The organism is Halalkalicoccus sp. CGA53, assembly GCF_036429475.1.
Taxonomy (GTDB): Archaea; Halobacteriota; Halobacteria; order Halobacteriales; family Halalkalicoccaceae; genus Natronorarus; species Natronorarus salvus.
Window position 1 is genome coordinate 1,276,378 of sequence record NZ_CP144125.1, and the last position, 17,542, is coordinate 1,293,919.

At 66.4% G+C, this 17,542-nt stretch carries 16 protein-coding genes; 12 read left to right on the plus strand and 4 right to left on the minus strand.

Translation table 11 applies throughout. The annotated features are described in order from the left end of the window. Nucleotides 1-49 precede the first annotated feature (49 nt). The 3 genes from V2L32_RS07910 (at nucleotide 50) to V2L32_RS07920 (ending at nucleotide 3,023) form a co-directional block, all read left to right on the plus strand. On the plus strand, nucleotides 50-1,324 hold the full coding sequence (locus V2L32_RS07910; protein WP_331235942.1) for an MFS transporter: 1,275 nt from the start codon (nucleotides 50-52) through the stop codon (nucleotides 1,322-1,324). A 152-nt stretch (nucleotides 1,325-1,476) separates the two neighbouring features. After that, nucleotides 1,477-1,983 carry an OsmC family protein gene (locus V2L32_RS07915; RefSeq protein ID WP_331235943.1) on the plus strand — a complete coding sequence of 169 codons (507 nt, stop codon included), beginning with the start codon at nucleotides 1,477-1,479 and terminating at the stop codon, nucleotides 1,981-1,983. A gap of 248 nt (nucleotides 1,984-2,231) precedes the next feature. Then, the gene (locus V2L32_RS07920; protein WP_331235944.1) at nucleotides 2,232-3,023 is read left to right on the plus strand and encodes an alpha/beta fold hydrolase; all 792 of its coding nucleotides are present in this window, start codon (nucleotides 2,232-2,234) and stop codon (nucleotides 3,021-3,023) included. A gap of 108 nt (nucleotides 3,024-3,131) precedes the next feature. Here V2L32_RS07920 and V2L32_RS07925 read toward each other — a convergent pair whose 3' ends face one another. Next, on the minus strand, nucleotides 3,132-3,896 hold the full coding sequence (locus tag V2L32_RS07925) for an enoyl-CoA hydratase/isomerase family protein (protein ID WP_331235945.1): 765 nt from the start codon (nucleotides 3,894-3,896) through the stop codon (nucleotides 3,132-3,134). Nucleotides 3,897-3,991: 95 nt separating this feature from the next. On the opposite strand from V2L32_RS07925, the gene V2L32_RS07930 reads away from it, so the two are divergent. The 3 genes from V2L32_RS07930 to V2L32_RS07940 all read left to right on the plus strand — a co-directional run bounded on the left by V2L32_RS07930 (nucleotide 3,992) and on the right by V2L32_RS07940 (nucleotide 5,637). Further along, nucleotides 3,992-4,501 (plus strand): thiamine pyrophosphate-binding protein, encoded by a 510-nt coding sequence (locus V2L32_RS07930; RefSeq protein ID WP_331235946.1) that lies wholly within the window; start codon nucleotides 3,992-3,994, stop codon nucleotides 4,499-4,501. Continuing rightward, the gene (locus tag V2L32_RS07935) at nucleotides 4,491-5,069 is read left to right on the plus strand and encodes a thiamine pyrophosphate-dependent enzyme (protein ID WP_331235947.1); all 579 of its coding nucleotides are present in this window, start codon (nucleotides 4,491-4,493) and stop codon (nucleotides 5,067-5,069) included. The genes V2L32_RS07930 and V2L32_RS07935 overlap by 11 nt, the downstream gene beginning before the upstream one ends. An 82-nt stretch (nucleotides 5,070-5,151) precedes the next feature. Next, nucleotides 5,152-5,637, plus strand: a complete 486-nt coding sequence (locus V2L32_RS07940; RefSeq protein WP_331235948.1) for a DUF5797 family protein — start codon at nucleotides 5,152-5,154, stop codon at nucleotides 5,635-5,637. A gap of 26 nt (nucleotides 5,638-5,663) precedes the next feature. Here the strand turns inward: V2L32_RS07940 and V2L32_RS07945 are convergent, their stop codons facing one another. Beyond that, nucleotides 5,664-6,707, minus strand: coding sequence for a DUF5787 family protein (locus V2L32_RS07945; protein WP_331235949.1), 1,044 nt, complete (start codon nucleotides 6,705-6,707; stop codon nucleotides 5,664-5,666). 106 nt (nucleotides 6,708-6,813) lie between these two features. Next, nucleotides 6,814-7,239 (minus strand): bis(5'-nucleosyl)-tetraphosphatase, encoded by a 426-nt coding sequence (locus V2L32_RS07950; protein ID WP_331235950.1) that lies wholly within the window; start codon nucleotides 7,237-7,239, stop codon nucleotides 6,814-6,816. Nucleotides 7,240-7,394: 155 nt separating this feature from the next. Here V2L32_RS07950 and V2L32_RS07955 point away from each other — a divergent pair, with 155 nt between their 5' ends. Together V2L32_RS07955 and V2L32_RS07960 are read left to right on the plus strand one after the other, a co-directional pair. Continuing rightward, nucleotides 7,395-8,000: a hypothetical protein gene (locus V2L32_RS07955; protein WP_331235951.1), complete on the plus strand. Its 606-nt coding sequence runs from the start codon at nucleotides 7,395-7,397 to the stop codon at nucleotides 7,998-8,000. Then, entirely contained in the window at nucleotides 7,997-8,680 is a 684-nt protein-coding gene (locus tag V2L32_RS07960; protein WP_331235952.1) for a haloacid dehalogenase type II, read from the plus strand. The genes V2L32_RS07955 and V2L32_RS07960 overlap by 4 nt, the downstream gene beginning before the upstream one ends. 159 nt (nucleotides 8,681-8,839) lie before the next feature. Here V2L32_RS07960 and ggt read toward each other — a convergent pair whose 3' ends face one another. After that, the gene (gene ggt / locus V2L32_RS07965) at nucleotides 8,840-10,699 is read right to left on the minus strand and encodes a gamma-glutamyltransferase (RefSeq protein WP_409348409.1); all 1,860 of its coding nucleotides are present in this window, start codon (nucleotides 10,697-10,699) and stop codon (nucleotides 8,840-8,842) included. A 772-nt stretch (nucleotides 10,700-11,471) separates the two neighbouring features. On the opposite strand from ggt, the gene V2L32_RS07970 reads away from it, so the two are divergent. From V2L32_RS07970 to V2L32_RS07985, 4 genes are all read left to right on the plus strand, one after another. After that, complete coding sequence (locus tag V2L32_RS07970) at nucleotides 11,472-11,804, plus strand: uS10/mL48 family ribosomal protein (RefSeq protein WP_331235954.1); 333 nt, start codon at nucleotides 11,472-11,474, stop codon at nucleotides 11,802-11,804. Between the two features lie 1,095 nt (nucleotides 11,805-12,899). After that, nucleotides 12,900-13,784, plus strand: a complete 885-nt coding sequence (locus tag V2L32_RS07975) for an IS1595 family transposase (protein ID WP_331234826.1) — start codon at nucleotides 12,900-12,902, stop codon at nucleotides 13,782-13,784. A gap of 159 nt (nucleotides 13,785-13,943) precedes the next feature. After that, a complete protein-coding gene (locus tag V2L32_RS07980; protein WP_331235955.1) occupies nucleotides 13,944-15,212 on the plus strand; it encodes an amidohydrolase in 1,269 nt (422 codons plus the stop codon). A gap of 50 nt (nucleotides 15,213-15,262) precedes the next feature. Beyond that, nucleotides 15,263-17,524: a PAS domain S-box protein gene (locus V2L32_RS07985; protein WP_331235956.1), complete on the plus strand. Its 2,262-nt coding sequence runs from the start codon at nucleotides 15,263-15,265 to the stop codon at nucleotides 17,522-17,524. Nucleotides 17,525-17,542 lie beyond the last annotated feature (18 nt).

The following is a 17,542-nucleotide window of genomic DNA, read 5'->3' on the forward strand; positions in this document are numbered from 1 at the left end:
TTCCTCGAATGAGAACGGTGAAGCGGGTCGCCCGCTCAGTCGGAACCGGATGGTAGGCTTCGGCTTCGACGTCGATCGGCGCGTGCTCGCGCTCGCGTTCGCGCGCATGGCCGACGGCGTCGGCAACTCCTTTCTCATCATCGTCCTCCCCCTCTACATCGCGAGCGGGCTCGTCTCCGGTCGCACGTTCGGGCTCACCGAGAGCGCTATCATCGGGATCGTCCTCTCGACGTACGGCCTGCTCAACAGCGTCAGCCAGCCGCTCACGGGCTACCTCTCCGACCGGACGGGACGGAGACAGCGGTTCATCCTCGTCGGCCTCGCGATCCTCGCGCTCATGAACCTCGTCTACCTCGTCGTCTCCTCGTACGCCGCGCTCGTCGGGATCCGCGTGGTCCAGGGGATCGCCGTGGCGTTCATCGTCCCTGCCTCGATCGCCCTCGTGAACGAACTCGCGACCGCGGGGAACCGGGGCGGGAACATGGGCGTCTACAACACCTTCCGACTGATCGGCTTCGGTGCCGGACCGGTCGTCGCGGGTGCGGTCGTCGCCGCGGGGCCGTACTCGGGACTCGGACTCTCGATCTCCGGCTTCGACGCCGCGTTCTACGTCGCGGCGGGCACCGCCGCGCTGAGTTTCGTCCTCGTGGCGATCCTCGTAAGCGATCCCGAGACGGTCGAACGCTCGCGAAAGCGCCTCCGGATCGCCGTGCGCGATCCGACCGGCGAGACGGCGCTCGACACGACGTTCACGCTCGGTCTCGCCTCGCTGTTCATGGCGACGTCGATCGCGCTGTTCGCCACGCTCCAGCCGCAGGTGAACGTCCTGCTCGACCAGGGCTCGACCTGGTTCGGCGTCCAGTTCGCCGCGTTCGTCCTCGCCCAAGTGCTGCTCCAGACGCCGATCGGCCGGGCGAGCGACCACCTCGGGCGAAAGCCCTTCCTCCTCGCCGGCCTCGTCCTCCTCGGACCGACGACGCTCGTCCAGGGCTTCGTCCCGACCTCGGAGCTGATGTTCCTCGCCCGGTTCGCCCAGGGCGTCGCCGGCGCGATGGTGTTCGCCCCGGCGCTCGCGCTCGCCGGGGACCTCGCCACGGGTGGCGACTCCGGAAAGCGCCTCGCCGTACTCACGATGGCGTTCGGCCTCGGCATCGCCGCCGGACCGCTCCTGGCGGGCTTCCTCGTCCCCTACGGCTTCCCGGTGCCGTTCGCCTTCGGTGCGGGCCTCTCGATCGTCGGCCTCGTGCTGGTCTATACGCAGGTCGAGGAGACGATCGGAGTCGGGACACCGACGGAGACGCCCGAGCCGGCATCACGGGACTGATCTGACGGCGTTACTCCCCCCGTTGCCCGTCCAGTGGACCGTCGAGCGACGGGCGAAGCCGAGTTCGCCGATCACCCGTTCGACCCTCTCGCAGCTCTCGACCCACCTCCGCCGGACGACTTTTGTCGCCGGACGTGGTCGTTCGATCGACCATGGCAGACAGTGACTTGCGCGAGGTGCAGAGACCGCTGAAAGAGGAGTACGAGAGCGACCCGGAAGCGGCGAGGATCACGATGACCGCGACCGGCGAGGGCCACGACGACGTCCGGTCGTGCAGCGTCGACATCGGCCGGGCGATCTACGAGGCGGAGCTCCACGAGGGTGCCGGCGGTCCGGGCTCCGCGGCGTGTTCCGGCGACCTGCTCCTTGGTGCGCTCGCCGCCTGCTCGCAGCTCACCGCACAGGCGGTCGCGGAGAACTTCGGTGAGGAGGTCGAGATCTCGGTCGAGGCCAGCGGCGACCTCGACCTGCGGGGGACGATGGGGATCGACGAGGACGTCCCGGTGGGGTTCGAGGGAATTAGGCTCGAGACGACGGTCGAGGGCGAGCTCTCCGAGGAGACGGCGGAGGCACTGGAGAGGTACACCGAGAAGTACTGCGTCGTCTACCGGACGCTCTTGGATCAGCCGACGATCGAGACGTCGTGGACGTTCGAGTAGCCACGAGAGCCACCGAATCCCGAGACCGACCGAACGTGTCGCGAGCAGGGCGCCGTTCGACGTGGCGTCCCGTGCCCCTCCCACCGCGGTCGTCGGCGGTCCCGGTGTCGTCCACCTCTCGCCCGTCGCCCATTCGAGCCGAACGCGGGACGGTGCGCGGGGCGGAAGGACGTCGCGGTTTCCGCACACGGCCGAGGTGTGCGAAACTGTGACGTGGCCTGGAGACGTACTCGTTCCGTCGAGGAACGATGGAAGCAGTCACGTCGGCGGACGGCACGGAGATCGCGTACGAACGGACGGGGAGCGGTCCACCGCTCGTGCTCGTGCACGGGACGACCGCCGATCACACCCGGTGGGACCCGGTCCGTCCCGCCCTCGAGGAACAGTTCACGGTATACGCGATGGACCGTCGAGGTCGGGGCGAGAGCGGGGACGCCGCCGACTACGAGCTGGACCGGGAGTTCGAGGACGTGGCCGCCGTCGTCGAGTCGATCGACGAGCCGGCCGTCCTGCTCGGCCACTCCTACGGCGCACTCTGCTCGCTGGAGGCGGCCTTGCGAACCGACGACCTGCGCGCGCTCGTCCTGTACGAACCGCTGTTCCCCACAACGGAGGCCGCGCTCTACTCCGAGGACGTTCTCGCCGAGATGGAGGCCCTTCTGGAGGGCGGCGAGGACGAGCGGGCACTGCTTCTGCTCTTCGAAGGGATCGCCGAGCTATCCTCGGCCGAGATGGACACGCTTCGTTCGGCGCCGAACTGGCCGACCCGCGTGGCAGCCGCTCACACCGTGCTCCGCGAGTCGCGAGCAGAGAACGAGTACGAGTTCGACGCGGCCCGGTTCGCGGCCATGACCACGCCGACCGTGCTGTTCTCGGGGAACGAGAGCCCACGGTCTCTCGAGGACTCGACGGCGGCGGTCGACGAGGCGCTCCCGAACAGCCGGATCGTCGTCTTCGACGGGCTGGGACACGGCGCGATCGACGCCGCGCCGGAGCGCTTCGTCGACGAGGTGCTCGCGTTCGTCCGCGAGACGGACTAACCGATCGGCGGTCACACGACCCTGCCTGCTCCCGATCGACTGCGGGCAGGCTCACCGGCTGGCTCTCCCGGCTACGCGGCGCGAGCGAGACGCCAGTGCCGAGCGGCCTCACTCGAACTCCGGGTCGCGCTTCTCGACGAACGCCGCCATCCCCTCGCGCTGGTCGTAGGTGCCGAACAGCCCGCTCCAGAGGCGGCGTTCGTAGGCCAGCCCCGCCGACTGGGGCATCTCGTGGACCTGGTTGAGCGCTTCCTTCGCGGCGCTGAGCGCGAACCGCGGCTGTGCCGCGAGCCGGTTCGCGAGCTTCGCGACGACCGAATCGAGCTCCTCCTGGGCGACGACCTCGCCCACGAGACCGACCGCCGCAGCCGACTCGGCGTCGAGGCGCTCGCCGAGAAAGACCATCCTCCTCGCTACCGGATCGCCGACGATCCGCGAGAGCCGCTGGGTGCCGCCCCAGCCGGGAACGATCCCGAGTTCGATCTCGGTCTGGCCGATGACGGCGTTCTCGCTCGCGATCCGGAGATCGCAGGCGAGCGCGAGCTCCGCACCCCCGCCGAAGGCGTAGCCGTTCACCGCGGCAACGACGGGTGCTGGATGGGTCTCGATCGCGTCGCAGACCCGGTGGCCGAGTTCGGCGTACTCCATCGCCTCCGCGACCGAGAGCTCGCCCATGTAGGAGATGTCCGCTCCGGCGACGAACGCCCTCTCGCCCGCACCGGTGAGGACGACAGCGCGGGCGTCCGTCGTCTCGTCTAGCGCGTCTTCGAGCGCGCGGAGCGTCTCCAGGTCGAGCGCGTTCAGGCTCTCGGGGTTGTCCACGGTGATCGTCGCGACCGGGCCGTCACGCTCGACCGAAAGGGTACCTGCCATGCTCGGGCATCGGCAGGCGGTGGCCTAAACGTTCGGCTGGCGGCGACGAGGGCTCGAAGACGTAGGCTGAAGTGTGTCCCCGGGGATCGGGAACTATGGACTGGACACGCGACGTGCTCTCGTCGCTCGCGACGAACGACGTCGACCTGGTCGCCTCCCTGCCGGACGGGGCGCTCGACCCGCTGCTCTCGGCGCTGGAGTCCGAGTCGAGGATCGAGACGGTCACGGCGACGCGCGAGGAGGGAGCGGTAGGGATACTCTCGGGCGCCTGGCTCGGGGGCCGACGCGGTGCGCTCGTCTGCCAGTCGAGCGGACTCGCGACGACGGTGAACGCGCTCTCGTCGCTCAACAAACCCGCTCGGATCCCGTTCCTCGGCATCGTCTCGCGCCGGGGCGACCTCGGCGAGTTCAACCTCGCGCAGGTGCCGTTCGGCTACGCCGCGTCGTCGGTGCTCGACGAGATCGGGATCAGAAACCGGACGGTGTCCGATGCGAGGGAGATCGGCGACGCGGTCGACCTCGCCGCGAAGACCGCCTTCTCGACCGAGGAGCCGTACGTCCTCCTGCTGGACGCGACGGTCACGGGGGCGAAAGATGAGTTCTGATCCCTCCCGAGCGGACCAGGCGACCTGTACCGAGGCCGTCCTCGACGTGACCCCGGACGCGGCGGTCGTCTCGAACCTCGGCGTCGCCTCGTACGTCCTCGCTGGGGTCAGGGACCGAAAGCGAAACTTCTACTGCTGGGGGAGCATGGGGCTCACGACGCCCGTGGGGCTGGGTCTCGCCCTCGCGACCGACGATCCCATCACCGTGCTCGACGGCGACGGATCGACGCTGATGTCGCTGGGGGCGCTCGCCACCGTCGCCGACTGCGACCCGTCGAACCTGACGGTCGTCGTCTTCGACAACGCGGTCTACGCCACGACGGGGGGCCAGCGCTCGCACTCGGAGACGACCGACTTCGCCGCGGTCGCCGAGGGCGTCGGGCTCTCGGCCACCCACGTCTCCAACGACGACGCCTTCCGGGAAGCCTACCGGGAGGCGGTCGAGGAGGAGGCTGCGACCCTGATCGCCTGTGACGTCGCCCCGGCCGACCCCGACGCCCGCCCGCCGCTCGACGCCACGTACGTCAAACGGCGGTTCAGGAGCGCGGTCGTGGATCCGAACCGGTGAGGATCCTGAGAGCCACGGTACCGGAAAGCGAACCCGGGCGGAACCCGACGAGTAAAGTATCCGATCGCCGTAGCCCTCGCCGATGACCCTCTCCGACGAAGCGCGTTCGCGACTGGCGGACGTCGTCTCCCTCCAGCCGACGAAGAACGCCGAACTCGCCGAGCGCTGGGAGATGGAGGGCGGCAGCGAGGTGCATCGGTACCTCGAGGGGGAGCTCCGCGAGTACTACTACCGCGACGAGAACAGCCTGATCCGGGCGACGCCCGAGGCGGCCGAACTGGTCGGGGTCGACCCGGGCATCGAGGACGACGAGGGCCGAACGATCGTCCGCGTTCCGGAGTTCCAGGTGCAGGTCTTCTCGGTGCTGCCCGGTCCCGAGGAACGCTCACAGAGCGTCGTCGCGACGCTGCACGACCTCAGAGACGAGTATGGGATCGACCCCGACGCGACGGAGGTCAGATCCGCGCTCCAGAGCCTTCGGAGGAAGGGCGTCGTCGAGATCGTCTACCGGACCGTCCCGACCTTCCGCCGGGCGACCGACGACGTCACCGTCGAGGAGAGCGAGTGAGTTCGAGGGAAAACGGCGCTCTCCTCCTACGGCCGGTACCGCTCCCTCCGGCGGTCGAGCAGGTCCCTGATACCCTTTCCCGGTCCACCCTCGATCGGCCAGCCCCGCGTCCTCCAGGCGGGCGGCTCCGGTGAGAACTCGGGACAGGAGCCGGAACACTCTCGTGCGCTCGGGTGTCGTCCCTTCGCCGCACACCAGGGGAGAAGGGCCCCCGCCTCCTCTCGTAGCGCGAAGTGACGGCAGTCTGGGCGCATCGTCTCTCTGTACCGACGCCACCCCCGCTCGTACGCCCGTTCGGCGATCTCCAGCCGGCGCCCGGCCTTCTCTGCACTCGAAACGTACTCGAACTCGGTCGCGGAGCGGTCGAACTCGCTCGGCGAGGGTCGCTCGCCGATTTCGGTCCCCGGTTTCGAGACCGCGAGTTTTCGAGGGTGCCACTCGACGCGTGCCGGCTCCGCTTCCTCGAACTTCATCGTGAGGATGCCGACTTCCACGGGCAGGGACTCGAACAGCGCGGGCTCGACTTCCTCTCCGGTGCGGGCGGTCGCGACCCACACCTCGTCGGCGAGCGCGAGCGCGACGTCGCGTTCGACCTGCGCGGCGAGCGCCCGCGCCGCGCTCGCGTCGAGGTCGGGCTTGTTCTCGATCGCCGCGATCGAGCGTACCCAGTCGGGGTAGGCCCACTTCCGCCTGATCTCGATCCGGTTTCCGTTCCGTCTGGTCTCGAGGATTCCCCGTTCCGACGCCTCGTGGACCGCCTCCCGGACGTAGCGCCAGGGGTAGTCGGGTTTCGGGAGCGCGTCGCGGTACCAGCTCCAGTCCTCGGGAGCGTTCCGGACGACGTGGAGCAGGTCGGAGGTCAGTCGCTTCGGGCCGAACCGTTCTCGCTGGCTGAACGCCTCCCGGTCGACCTCGATCACGATCGTGTCCCAGCGCCGTCGCTTCGTTCCCAGCTGTCGGGAGACGAGGACGCCGCGCTCCTCGGGGAGCCGACCGCCGGGCGGCCACTCCCGTTCGGCCCACCGGCAGGTCAGTAGCTCGAAGACGAACTCCGAGCGCTCCCAGCTCACCCCTCGGCCACCTCAGAGGGGTCGTCGTAGGGGCTCACGCGTCCTCGATTCGGTTCGAGATGAGTTCACCGGATCACTTCCTCTCGGACGGCTACGACGATCCCTCTCAGTAGCCGTTCTCCTCCAGGAACCGGTGGGCGTCCTCTAGGATCTCCCGCGGGCCGTCCTGGGTGATCGTGTTGATCGCCTGCTCGTAGTCGCGCCACTGGAGGTCTCGGTGTTCGGTCGAGAGTTCGGCGGAGGCCTCGAACGACTTCGCGACGAACAGGTGGACCGTCTTGTGGATCGTCGTCCCGTTGGCCTGGAAGACGTAGTCGTAGTCGTCGCGGAAGCCATCTAGGAGTCTGAAGTCCTCGATCCCCGCTTCCTCCGTTACCTCTCGTATCGCCGTCTGCTGTAGCTCCTCGTCCCCCTCGACGCCGCCTTTGGGGAACTCCCAGTCCCCGGGACGGCTCTTGAGGAGGAGGTACTCGCGCCGTCCGCGCGTATCCCGGAACAGGATCGCGCCGGCGCTGACCGCCTCGACTGTCATTACCCACAGGTAAACGATCACCCGTAATGAGGATATCGGACGATTGGAGGAGTGAGGCGTGCGGTTCGTTCGTACGGCACATCCCGGTCGCGGACGACTGAACGGTCCGCCCGAAGTTGCCAAAAGAGTTTACTGGCCCAACACGAACCTCCAGTATGCGCCGCCGCACGGTCCTCACCAGCGCCGGCACAGTCGTCTCGATGAGTGGCTGTCTCGGAGACGATGGCAACTCCGATCCAAACGACGAGGACGGCGGGTGTCCGGATCTGGACCTGGACGACGAACTCGCCTACTCGCCCCACGAACCGACGCGGCTGTTCGAGGCCGTGGACGGGGGTATCGTCGACGTCGCGATGCTCACCGATCCGGACGACGCCGCGCGGTTCGACTCGGATCTCGACACCGAGGACGAGTCGTTCATTGAGGAGACCGATTTCGGTACCGAGGCCGTGATGGCGCTTCAGATCGGCTCCTCCGGGGACCCCACCGCTCCCGTTCCGCTCGGCGTGGAGCGGGACGGAGAGACGATCCGCGCACACCTGTATCGAAGAGAGCGGGTTGCCCGAGGACCTGATGATGTACGCCCTGTTGATCCGAGCGGAAACGGGTTCGGATACCGTCGAGACTGCCGAGGTCGTCCACTACGAGGACGGCAGCGGGAGCCGGCTGTCGAGCGAGTCGACTACCCGCGTGTGAACTCGTGGACCACCATGTCACCTGCCCACAGCGCTAACCGGCTGGCGATCGCATCCCCTCCATGACCGACCGCGACGATGCGCTCTGTTTCGACATGTACGGCACGCTCTGCGAGACGGGGAGCGTCACCCGAACCCTTCGTGCCGAACTCGGGATCTCCGCGGGGTTCGCCGCCGCAGTGGACGAACTCTGGCGGCACAAACAGCTCCAGTACTCCTACCAGCGCGGGCAGATGGGCGAGTACGCCCCCTTCTCGACGGTCACCGCCGACGCGCTCTCGTACGCGCTGGCGTACTACGACATCGATCCCGGTACAGAGGTCCGCGAGCGGATGCTCGCCGCTTACGACCACCTCGACGCGTTTCCGGACGCGGTCGAGTCGCTCGCCGGGCTTCGCGAGGCGGGCTACGGCTGCTGGGTGCTCTCGAACGGCGACCCGGAGATGTTGGAGACGCTCTCGGAGAACGCGGGGCTCACACCGCATCTAGACGGGCTGGTGAGCGCCGACGAGGTCCGGACGTTCAAGCCGGCTCCGGCGGTCTACGAGAACGCGGCCGACCGGCTCGACCGCCAGATCGGGGAGTGTCGGCTCGTCTCCTCGAACGCCTGGGACGTGGCCGGGGCGGCGAACGCGGGCATGGCGACCGCGTGGGTGAACCGGAACGGCGAGCCAGCCGAACGCGTCGGTGGCGACGCCGACATCGAGGTCGACTCGCTCGCCGCGCTCGCCGAACGCCTCGGCTGAGTGAGTCGTGCCGATGAACGCTCTACGAGTAAACTCGGTGTGACTGCACTACTCGACACCGATCGCGACTCGCACCGACGTCAACAGGAGAGTGCTCACTCGCTGCTGGTACCGTTTCGAACTCCGTAGGTCAAAAAGTTGTCCATCGGTCTGGACCGTTCAGCGGCCGCGCCCATGACGGCGTCCACCCGCTCGATCGAACCCGACTGCCTGACCGTCGCGGGTCGGATCGGCCGCACCGATCAGTTCGTCGCCGATCTCGATCACCTGGACGTTCCCGTGGGTTTCCACGTTGCCCCAGACCAATCCCCACTCGGCCGTCTGCGCACGGGCGTCATCGGGAACGCCCGTCTCGTAGTGGACGGGCCGGAGGTTGTTCGTGAAGACGCTCGGTTCCACGATTGCGTCCAGTGGGTCGAGGTCGTAGACGATCGAGTGGAGGATCGCGTGCGCGGTCGCCGTGATGATCCGGACGCCGCCCGGCGAGCCCGCGGTGAGGATCGGCTCTCCGTCCGCCAGAACCATCGAGGGACTCATGCTGCTGAGAGGACGCTTTCGAGGTTCGACCCTGTTTGGCCCTTCTGGGGTGGCGCTGAAGTCGGTTAGCTGGTTGTTGATCAGGAAGCCCCGGCCGGGGACCATCTTGCCAGATCCCATGAACTGTTCGATCGTAGACGTGTACGAGACGGCGTTGCCCCACCTGTCGACGACCGAGAAGTGGGTCGTGGCGCCCGATAGTTCTGCCGAGGCTGGAGCCCCCATCGACTGGAAGTCCCTCGGACTCCCCGGCTGTGAACTCGTTGCCCAGCCCGGGAGGTCGTAGACGGTCGATCCGATCTCGATCAGATCCGCACGTTCGGCGAGGTACGCTTCCGAGAGCAGCCCTTCGAGGGGGACGTCGACGAACTCGGGGTCGCCGAAGAACGCATTCCGATCGGCCCACGCTACCGACTGAGCCTCGGCGAGGATGTGATACTTCTCCGGCGAACGAATTCCGTACTCCTCGCCCCCTAGAAGTTCGAATAGCTTGAGGATGTAGTAGACGATAGCACCACCGGAACTCGGAGGTGGCTGAGAGACTAGCTCGTAGCCATACCAGTTCTCGCGGACTGGCTCGTCGAGGGTAACGTCATAGACGGCTAGATCCTCCTCGTCGACGACTCGCTCGGGCTCCCGGGCGTGCTCCCGTATCGTGGCTGCCATATCCTCGGCGATCGGTCCCTCGTAGAACGCCTCGGCGCCATCCCGTCTTATCAGTCGGAGGGTATCCGCCAGGTCCGGATTGGTCATCGTGTCGCCCACCTCGAAGAGGGTCCCGTCGTCGTCGGTGAACGTCTCGAGCGCGGCGTCGTTGAACTTGCCCGTGTGAGCGGCTATCTGGGAAGCGAGGAACGCGTCGACGGTGAAGCCTTTACGTGCGAGCCTGATCGCGGGTTCGATCAGACGCTGACGCGGCCGCGTGCCGTACAGTTCGCGCGCCGTCTCGAGCCCCCGGACGGTACCGGGAACGCCCATGGCCTCGCCTAACTGGATCCGTTGAGCGAACGGAATGACGGTCCCGTCCTCATCGAGGAACTGGTCCACCTCGGCGTTCCGGGACGCCCGTTCGCGGCTGTTGACTATGTCGACCGTACCGGTCTCGGCATCGTATATCACCATGAACCCACCTCCGCCGATACCGGAGCCGTGAGGCTGAGTGACGGTCAGTACGTACTGGAGCGCGATCGCGGCGTCGACGGCGTTTCCCCCCTCTCGGAGGATCGTCGCGGCAACCGCCGACGCGATCGGGTCTACCGATGAAACCATCCCGTCGGCGGCTCGAACCTCTCGGCCGCACGTGAACTGTGGTTTCTCGCAGCTGAAGCCCGGGACGTCCGTCACGGCTTGATAGTCGGCGGCGACGGACGATGGGACGATACCGAGCCCGGTAGCCGCTCCTGTCAGTGCGAGAAACGCTCGACGGTTTAGCCCCGGTCGATAGCTTCTTTCCGAACTTTTCTTATCTTCTTTTCGAACCATGCTTGTCTTGTGTGACTTTAAACGCTTATCCACTTTTTTATTCATTCACTATACGATTATCTCGATTATTGGTTGATTTTGATTTTCAATCTTTATCACAACCCCGTAGGATGTTGTCACATCGTGCCCGGCAATAAGTGTTGACTATACTATCATATCTGTTTAGTAATAAATAGAGCAAATCGTTCACCGTCCGAGATACGGCGCTTGGATGGTCGATCAGCCATACGCTCATCCCGATACGACGTATCTTGTTGAAGCCAGCCGCGGGGAACCTCGCTGGAACGTTAAGAGGACCGTACACCTGGTGCACAGCGTTTTGATCCGGGATCGAGGCGATCAGTGATGGTGCCAAATCACGCTACGACGTATCGAGATGAGCACAGCTACATCGGCGATCGAACCACGCTCGTTACGGTATTCGATTCGATCAGCTATCGAAATAGCTGATCGGGACCTTCGGTGGGGAACCTCGGTTTCGCCGAACGAACTCTTTCGTCCCGGGTGACGACCTCTGATAAGGACGGTCGTAACCGTTTACCGGTAATCATCTGTACGGGTCGGCGATCACCGGCAAGTGACGAAACGGTCTTTATGATAGGGACGACGCTCTCCGCTCTTCGCTTCGGAGTCGTCTCAGGATGGTCTACGAACTCCGGATCGGCTATCGATAGGTGATGGCGGAAACGACTCCGTGCCAACCCCCTGCCAGCTTCACTCGCGAGTGATACAGGTGGACTTTTGACGCCGGCTCGCATGGACTCGCACAGTCATGACCTTCGTCACCACCCTCACGCTCGAAAGCGGGGATCGGGCGGTGCTCGACGAGGTGGTCTCCGAGATCGCCACGCTCGTCGAGCGGAAAGGCGCGCAGATGAAAGGGCCCCATCCCAGCCCGCCGCGGTCGCTGAGCGTCCCGCAGTACCGGCGGCTCGCCGAGGGAGAGCGCTACTCGCCGTGGCGCTACACCGTCTACACGAGGACGATCGAGATCGTCGGCCACGACCAGGCCGCCCGGATCGTCGCGGGTCGCGAGTACCCGGACTCCGTCCACATCGAAGCCGAGGTCGAACAGGTCAAGCCGCTCGGCCACCGGAACGCGTAGCTCCTCCTCTCTCGACGTCCAGAAATCGTAACTTTGGATCCGGAACTCTCGGGTTCCCCGTGGTGGTGATCACTACGGAGACGAAGTGGGTCCCCACGTCTCACACCCGCTCCTGGTGAATCGATAGCGTCGTGGCTATTTCAGAAACGTTTCCGGCGGTTGCAGGCGAACCGCTGTATTTTCACCCACCAGTCGTAACGGGTGGACGCTCACGTACCGGATGGCCCGTGTAACGGCGTCCGAGTGGGGGGTAGTGTGCCTCCCGTCCCTCTCGTCCCCGGATTTGAGGGACGAGGTTCGTAGCCGGGAACCCGGCTCCTCTTTCGAGGCTGGTCCTGGCACACGGAGCGACAGTTACTGGATATGGTGGGAGTAGCGACCGGGCTGTCTACAGCGAGTATCGGAAAGCAGCCACCTCAGATGGGTGCCTCTGAAAGCCCATCCGATCGACAGATAAATGGGGGGTGGGTGCAGTGGTGGCTGTGGTAGCACAGCCCGCGTTGCTACCGTTGAGTATGGAGTACCTCCTGGTGTATAAACCGTGACAGTGACTCACATTATTACACAGTGTCGTGTATTATTTCCGATTATCCTCCCCGCTGTTGGGGTTTCTCAGAGCGTCAGATCTCTGAACGTCGTGCCACCGCACGTACACTCCGGGGAAGCGCTCACTATGTGGATCGTCCCGTTCTCCTCGCGGCGTGCTGGATACGTCGACCCGCACTCCGTGCACGTTGCTGTGATCGGTTTCGTTCCGTCCTTCACGGCTGCCCCCTCTCCGGGCCGTATGCTGTCAGGCGCCACCCGATATATAAGCTCGTCTTCTAGTTCGTAGACAGGTTCTGGGAAAGCGACTCCTGGTGCTACGACCCACCCGACGACTGTGCTGCTCGTGTGATTCACGGTCGAACGGTACTGAAAACAGGAACACCCCCCCTTTCACAGGAGTCGTGTCAGAGGCTACCCGTGTGGATGGGGGGTTAGTAACGATTGGCGATTCGGCTTCGCTCTTCGGAAGCAGGTTGTTGGTCGAGTAGAGCTGGCGCTGGAGAAGCGTAGCGGGCAAGGGTGACGCTGCCGCGTCACCCGAATGCAATGTTCCCATTTGAATTGCTTAGCTCAGAGGCGAGCGCCGCGAACCTGCTACAGCAGGTTCGCTGGCGTGACGGCCTCTACTGCCCGCGCTGCCAGTCTGAGTCGGTGATCAAACACGGCAGCTTTCGAGAGTATCAGCGGTATCTCTGTAAGGATTGCGACCGCACGTTCAACCCAAAGACCGGCACGATCTTCGCGCACGCGAAGATCGGCCTCGATAAGCTCTTGTTCGCGTTCTACTTGTTGCTCCGGTTCAACACGAGTATCCGCCAACTTGACGCTGAACTTGACGTGTCGTATCGGTCGCTTCGGCGGCGCGTCGAGCAGTTCGCCAGAACGCTCGACGCGCCAGCCATCGATCTCGTGGGGCCCGTCGAAATCGACGAAGTCTACGTGACTGCGGGGTTGAAAGGCCGCGAGCGCGACTCCCGGTCGCGCTCGCGTGGGCTCTCGAAACGTGGTCGCGGAAGCTATGCTCAGGACAAGCCACCAGTGTTCACACTCGTTGATCGTGGTAGCGACCAGCGATACGTCGTCCCAGCGAAATCCGCTGATGAATCGACCGTTCGACTCCTCCTCGGCGACTGCGAGGAGGAGTCGCTCACTGTCTACACTGACGGATTTCGAGCATACGATCCACTCGAAGAGGACGAGAACTACCAGCGAGAAGCCGTGATTCATAGCGAGGGCGAATATGTCGATGGAGACGCACACGTGAACACCTGCGAGAGCCACGCGTCGCTTCTGCGACGGTGGCTCTCGCCCCATCGGGGCGTCTCAAAAGACAAGCTCACACCGTATCTCAGAGCGTTCCAGCTTCGCCGAAGAATCTTACGAAAACCCGGTCAAGAAGCTCTCGAAGAGGTCGTTCGAACTGTACTCTGATTCACCAACAACGTGCTTCCCATGAGCGTTCGGCTTTAAAGAACTGCTGCTTGCTAGCACTGGTCGGTTGATGAGCGTCCCGCACAGGTCGTGAGGTGAGAGATACCTGGTGGATGTCGAGCACGCGCTTCTAAGTGCCCCCCGTTCCTCTCCGAACCCATGAGCACGCTGTCCGATCACCTGACCGAGCTCCGTCGTGACCTCCATCGTCACCCCGAACCCGGCTGGCGGGAGTTCTACACGACCGCCCGGATCGTCGAGGAGCTAGAGCGGATCGGCGTCGACGAGGTCCACGTCGGGCCCGACGCGCTCGATTCGGAACTGCGCTTCGGCGTCCCCGACGAGAGCGAGTTCGAGCCGTGGCGGACGCGGGCGGAGGCGCTCGGCGTCGACCCCGAGACGCTCTCCCGGATCGGTGCGGGCGAGACCGGCTGCGTGGCGGTCGTCGGCTCCGGCGAGCCCGTGGTGGGGCTGCGAGTCGACATCGACGCGCTGCCGATCACCGAGGCGGATACGGATCACCTCCCCGCCGATGACGCCTTCCGCTCGGAGCACGAGGGCTACATGCACGCCTGCGGCCACGACGCCCACGCGACGATCGGTCTCGGCGTGATCGAGCGTCTGAAGGGGGAGTTCGACGGGACGCTGAAGGTGTTCTTCCAGCCCGCCGAGGAGCTGATCGGCGGGGGGAAGGCGATGGCGGAGAGCGGCCACCTCGACGACGTGGAGTACCTCCTCTCCGTTCACGTCGGCCTCGATCACCCCACCGGGGAGGTCGTCGCCGGGATCGACGGCTTCCTCGCGGTGTCGCACGTCGAAGCCGAGTTCCGCGGCCAGTCCGCCCACGCCGGGGCACGCCCCGAGGAGGGCAAGAACGCGATCCTGGCGATGGCGACAGCCGTTCAAAACCTCTACGGCATCCCGCGGCACGCCGACGGGGAGACGCGGGTGAACGCCGGGAAGGTCGGCGGCGGCACGGCGTCGAACATCGTCGCCGAGCACGCGTTCGTCGAGGCGGAGGTCAGAGGCGAGACGACCGAGCTGATGACGTACATGCGCGAGCACGCCGACCGGATCCTCCGTGCGGCGGCGGAGATGCACGACTGCGAGGTCGAGATCCGAACCGAGGGTGAAGCCCCGAGCGCGGTGAGCGACGAGGAACTCGTAGAGGTCGTCGCCGACGTCGCCCGGGAGGTCGATGGAGTCGACACGGTGCTCGATCGGGCGACCCTCGGCGGGAGCGAGGACGCGACCTACCTGATGCAGGCGGTCCAGGAGGGGGGCGGCTACGCCGCCTACGTCGGGATCGGGACCGACCACCCTGGAGGGCACCACACCCCGACGTTCGACGTGGACGAGCGCTCGATCGGGATCGGGATCGATACCCTTTCCGGAGCGGTCGAGCGGATCGTCGCCGACCGTCCGTAGCTCGGGACGCTGCCCGCCAAGATTATGCCGGCGAGCCCCGACCGACCGGTATGCGCGATGCGGGGCACGACGGCATCAGCGTTCTCCACGTCGACGACGACGCGGCGTTCGCCTCGCTCACCGCGACCTACCTCGAACGGATCGACGCGGGGCTGTCCGTCCGGTCGGAGACGAGCGTCGAGACGGCCGTCGACCGGCTTTCGTCTACCGCCGTCGACTGCGTCGTGAGCGACTACGAGATGCCCGAGGCGACCGGCATCGACTTCCTCGACCGGGTTCGAGAACTGGACGCGACGCTCCCGTTCGTCCTCTACACCGGCCGGGGGAGCGAGGAGGTCGCGAGCGAGGCGATCTCTGCGGGGGTGACCGACTACGTCAGGAAGGGCGGCGGCACCGCCCAGTACGAGGTGCTCGCGAACCGGATCCGGAACGCTGTCGAGCGTCACCGCGCCGAGCGCTCGCTCTCCGAATCGGAACGGCGACACGAGCGGCTCATCGAGGCCTCGCCGGCGAGCATCGTGATCCTCGACGCCGGGGGAACGATCCGGTACGCGAACGAGAGCGCCGCGACGCTCGTCGGGGCGGACGAGGGGGCGGAACTCGTCGGCCGGGACGGGCTCTCGTTCGTCCACCCGGATGACAGAGCCCGTTCGGAGGAACGGATCCGCCGGGTCCTCGCGCGGGACGAGGTCGCCCCCCGGACCGAGACGCGACTGCTCACGCTCGACGGCGACGTCCTGTACGCGACGATCGCCACCGCGCCCGTCAGGTTCAGGGGGGAGCCGGCCGGCCAGGTCGTCCTCACCGACGTCACGGCCCGACGCGAGCGCGAGGAGGCGCTTCGGACCCGGGCGGCGGTAATGAACACGGCGCTCGACGGCCTCGCGCTCCTCTCCGGGGAGACGTTCGTCGAGGTGAACCGGGCACACGCCCGGATCTACGGCTACGAGCGTCCGGAGGAGCTCGTCGGGACGTCGTGGAAGCGCCTGTACGCCGAGCGGGAAGCCGACCGGATCGAGCACGAGGTCCTGCCCACGCTCGACGAGGAGGGCGGGTGGCGCGGGGAGGCGACCGGCCGCAGACGCGACGGTAGCGGGTTCCCGCAGTCGCTCTCGCTGTCGCTCACCGACGACGGCGAGATCGTCTGTGCGGTCCGGGACGTGACGGAACAGCACGACCGCGAGCGGACGCTCGGCGTCCTCCACGAGGCGACCCGGCGGCTGATGCGCGCCGGGGACCGTGGGGAGGTCGCCCGGATCACGACGGACGCCGCGAGCGACGTCCTCGGCTTCCCGCTCTGTTCGGTCCGCTGGTACGACGCCGAACGTGACACGCTGGTGCCCGCGGCGGTCACCGACGAGGCGCGCACGCTGCTCGGCCCGATCGAGCCCTTCGAGCGGGGCGAGAGCCTCTCGTGGGAGACGTTCGACACCGGAGAGCCGTCGGTCTTCGAGGACATCCGCGAACACGACGCCGCGCTTCACGCGACCACCGGCGTCCGGACGATGCTGAAGCTCTCGCTGGGCGAGCACGGCCTGCTCACGATGGCGTCGAGGACCGCCGACGACGTCACCGACGCGGACGTCTTCCTCGCCCGGGTCCTGGCGGCGAACGCCGAGGCCGCGCTCGACCGCGCGGAGCGAGAGCGCCAACTCCGAGAACGAGAGTGCGAACTCACCCGGCAGAACGAACGTCTCGACGAGTTCGCGAGCCTGCTCGCCCACGACATCCGGAACCCGCTCAACGTCGCGACCGGCCACCTCGACCTGGCCCGCCGCGAGCGCGAGAGCGACCATCTGGATCGCGTCGCGTCCGCGCACGACCGGATGGCGGCGCTCGTCGAGGACGTCCTCTCGCTCGCGAGGGAGGGCGGGCGGATCGAGGCGCCGGAGCCGGTCGACCTCGCCCGCACCGCCGAACGGGCGTGGGCAAACGTCGAGATTGGCGAGACGACGCTCGAGACGACCTGCTCTCGACCGGTTCTCGGGGATACCCGCCGGCTCGAACGCCTCTTCGAGAACCTCTTTCGGAACGCGGTCGAACACGCGGGCGAGGAGGTGACGGTCCGCGTCGGCGACCTCCCCGACGGGTTCTTCGTCGCCGACGACGGCCCGGGCGTCCCGGAGGACGTCGTGGAGGACCTCTTCGAACCGGGGATCACCGCCTCGCCCACGGGAACGGGGTTCGGGCTGGCGATCGTCGAGGAGATCGCCGAGGCACACGGCTGGTCGGTCACCCTCCGGGAGAGCGCGTCCGGAGCCCGGTTCGAGGTCCGGGGCGTCCACGACGCCACCGCCGACACGGACGGCTGATCGAACGCATAGGACTAT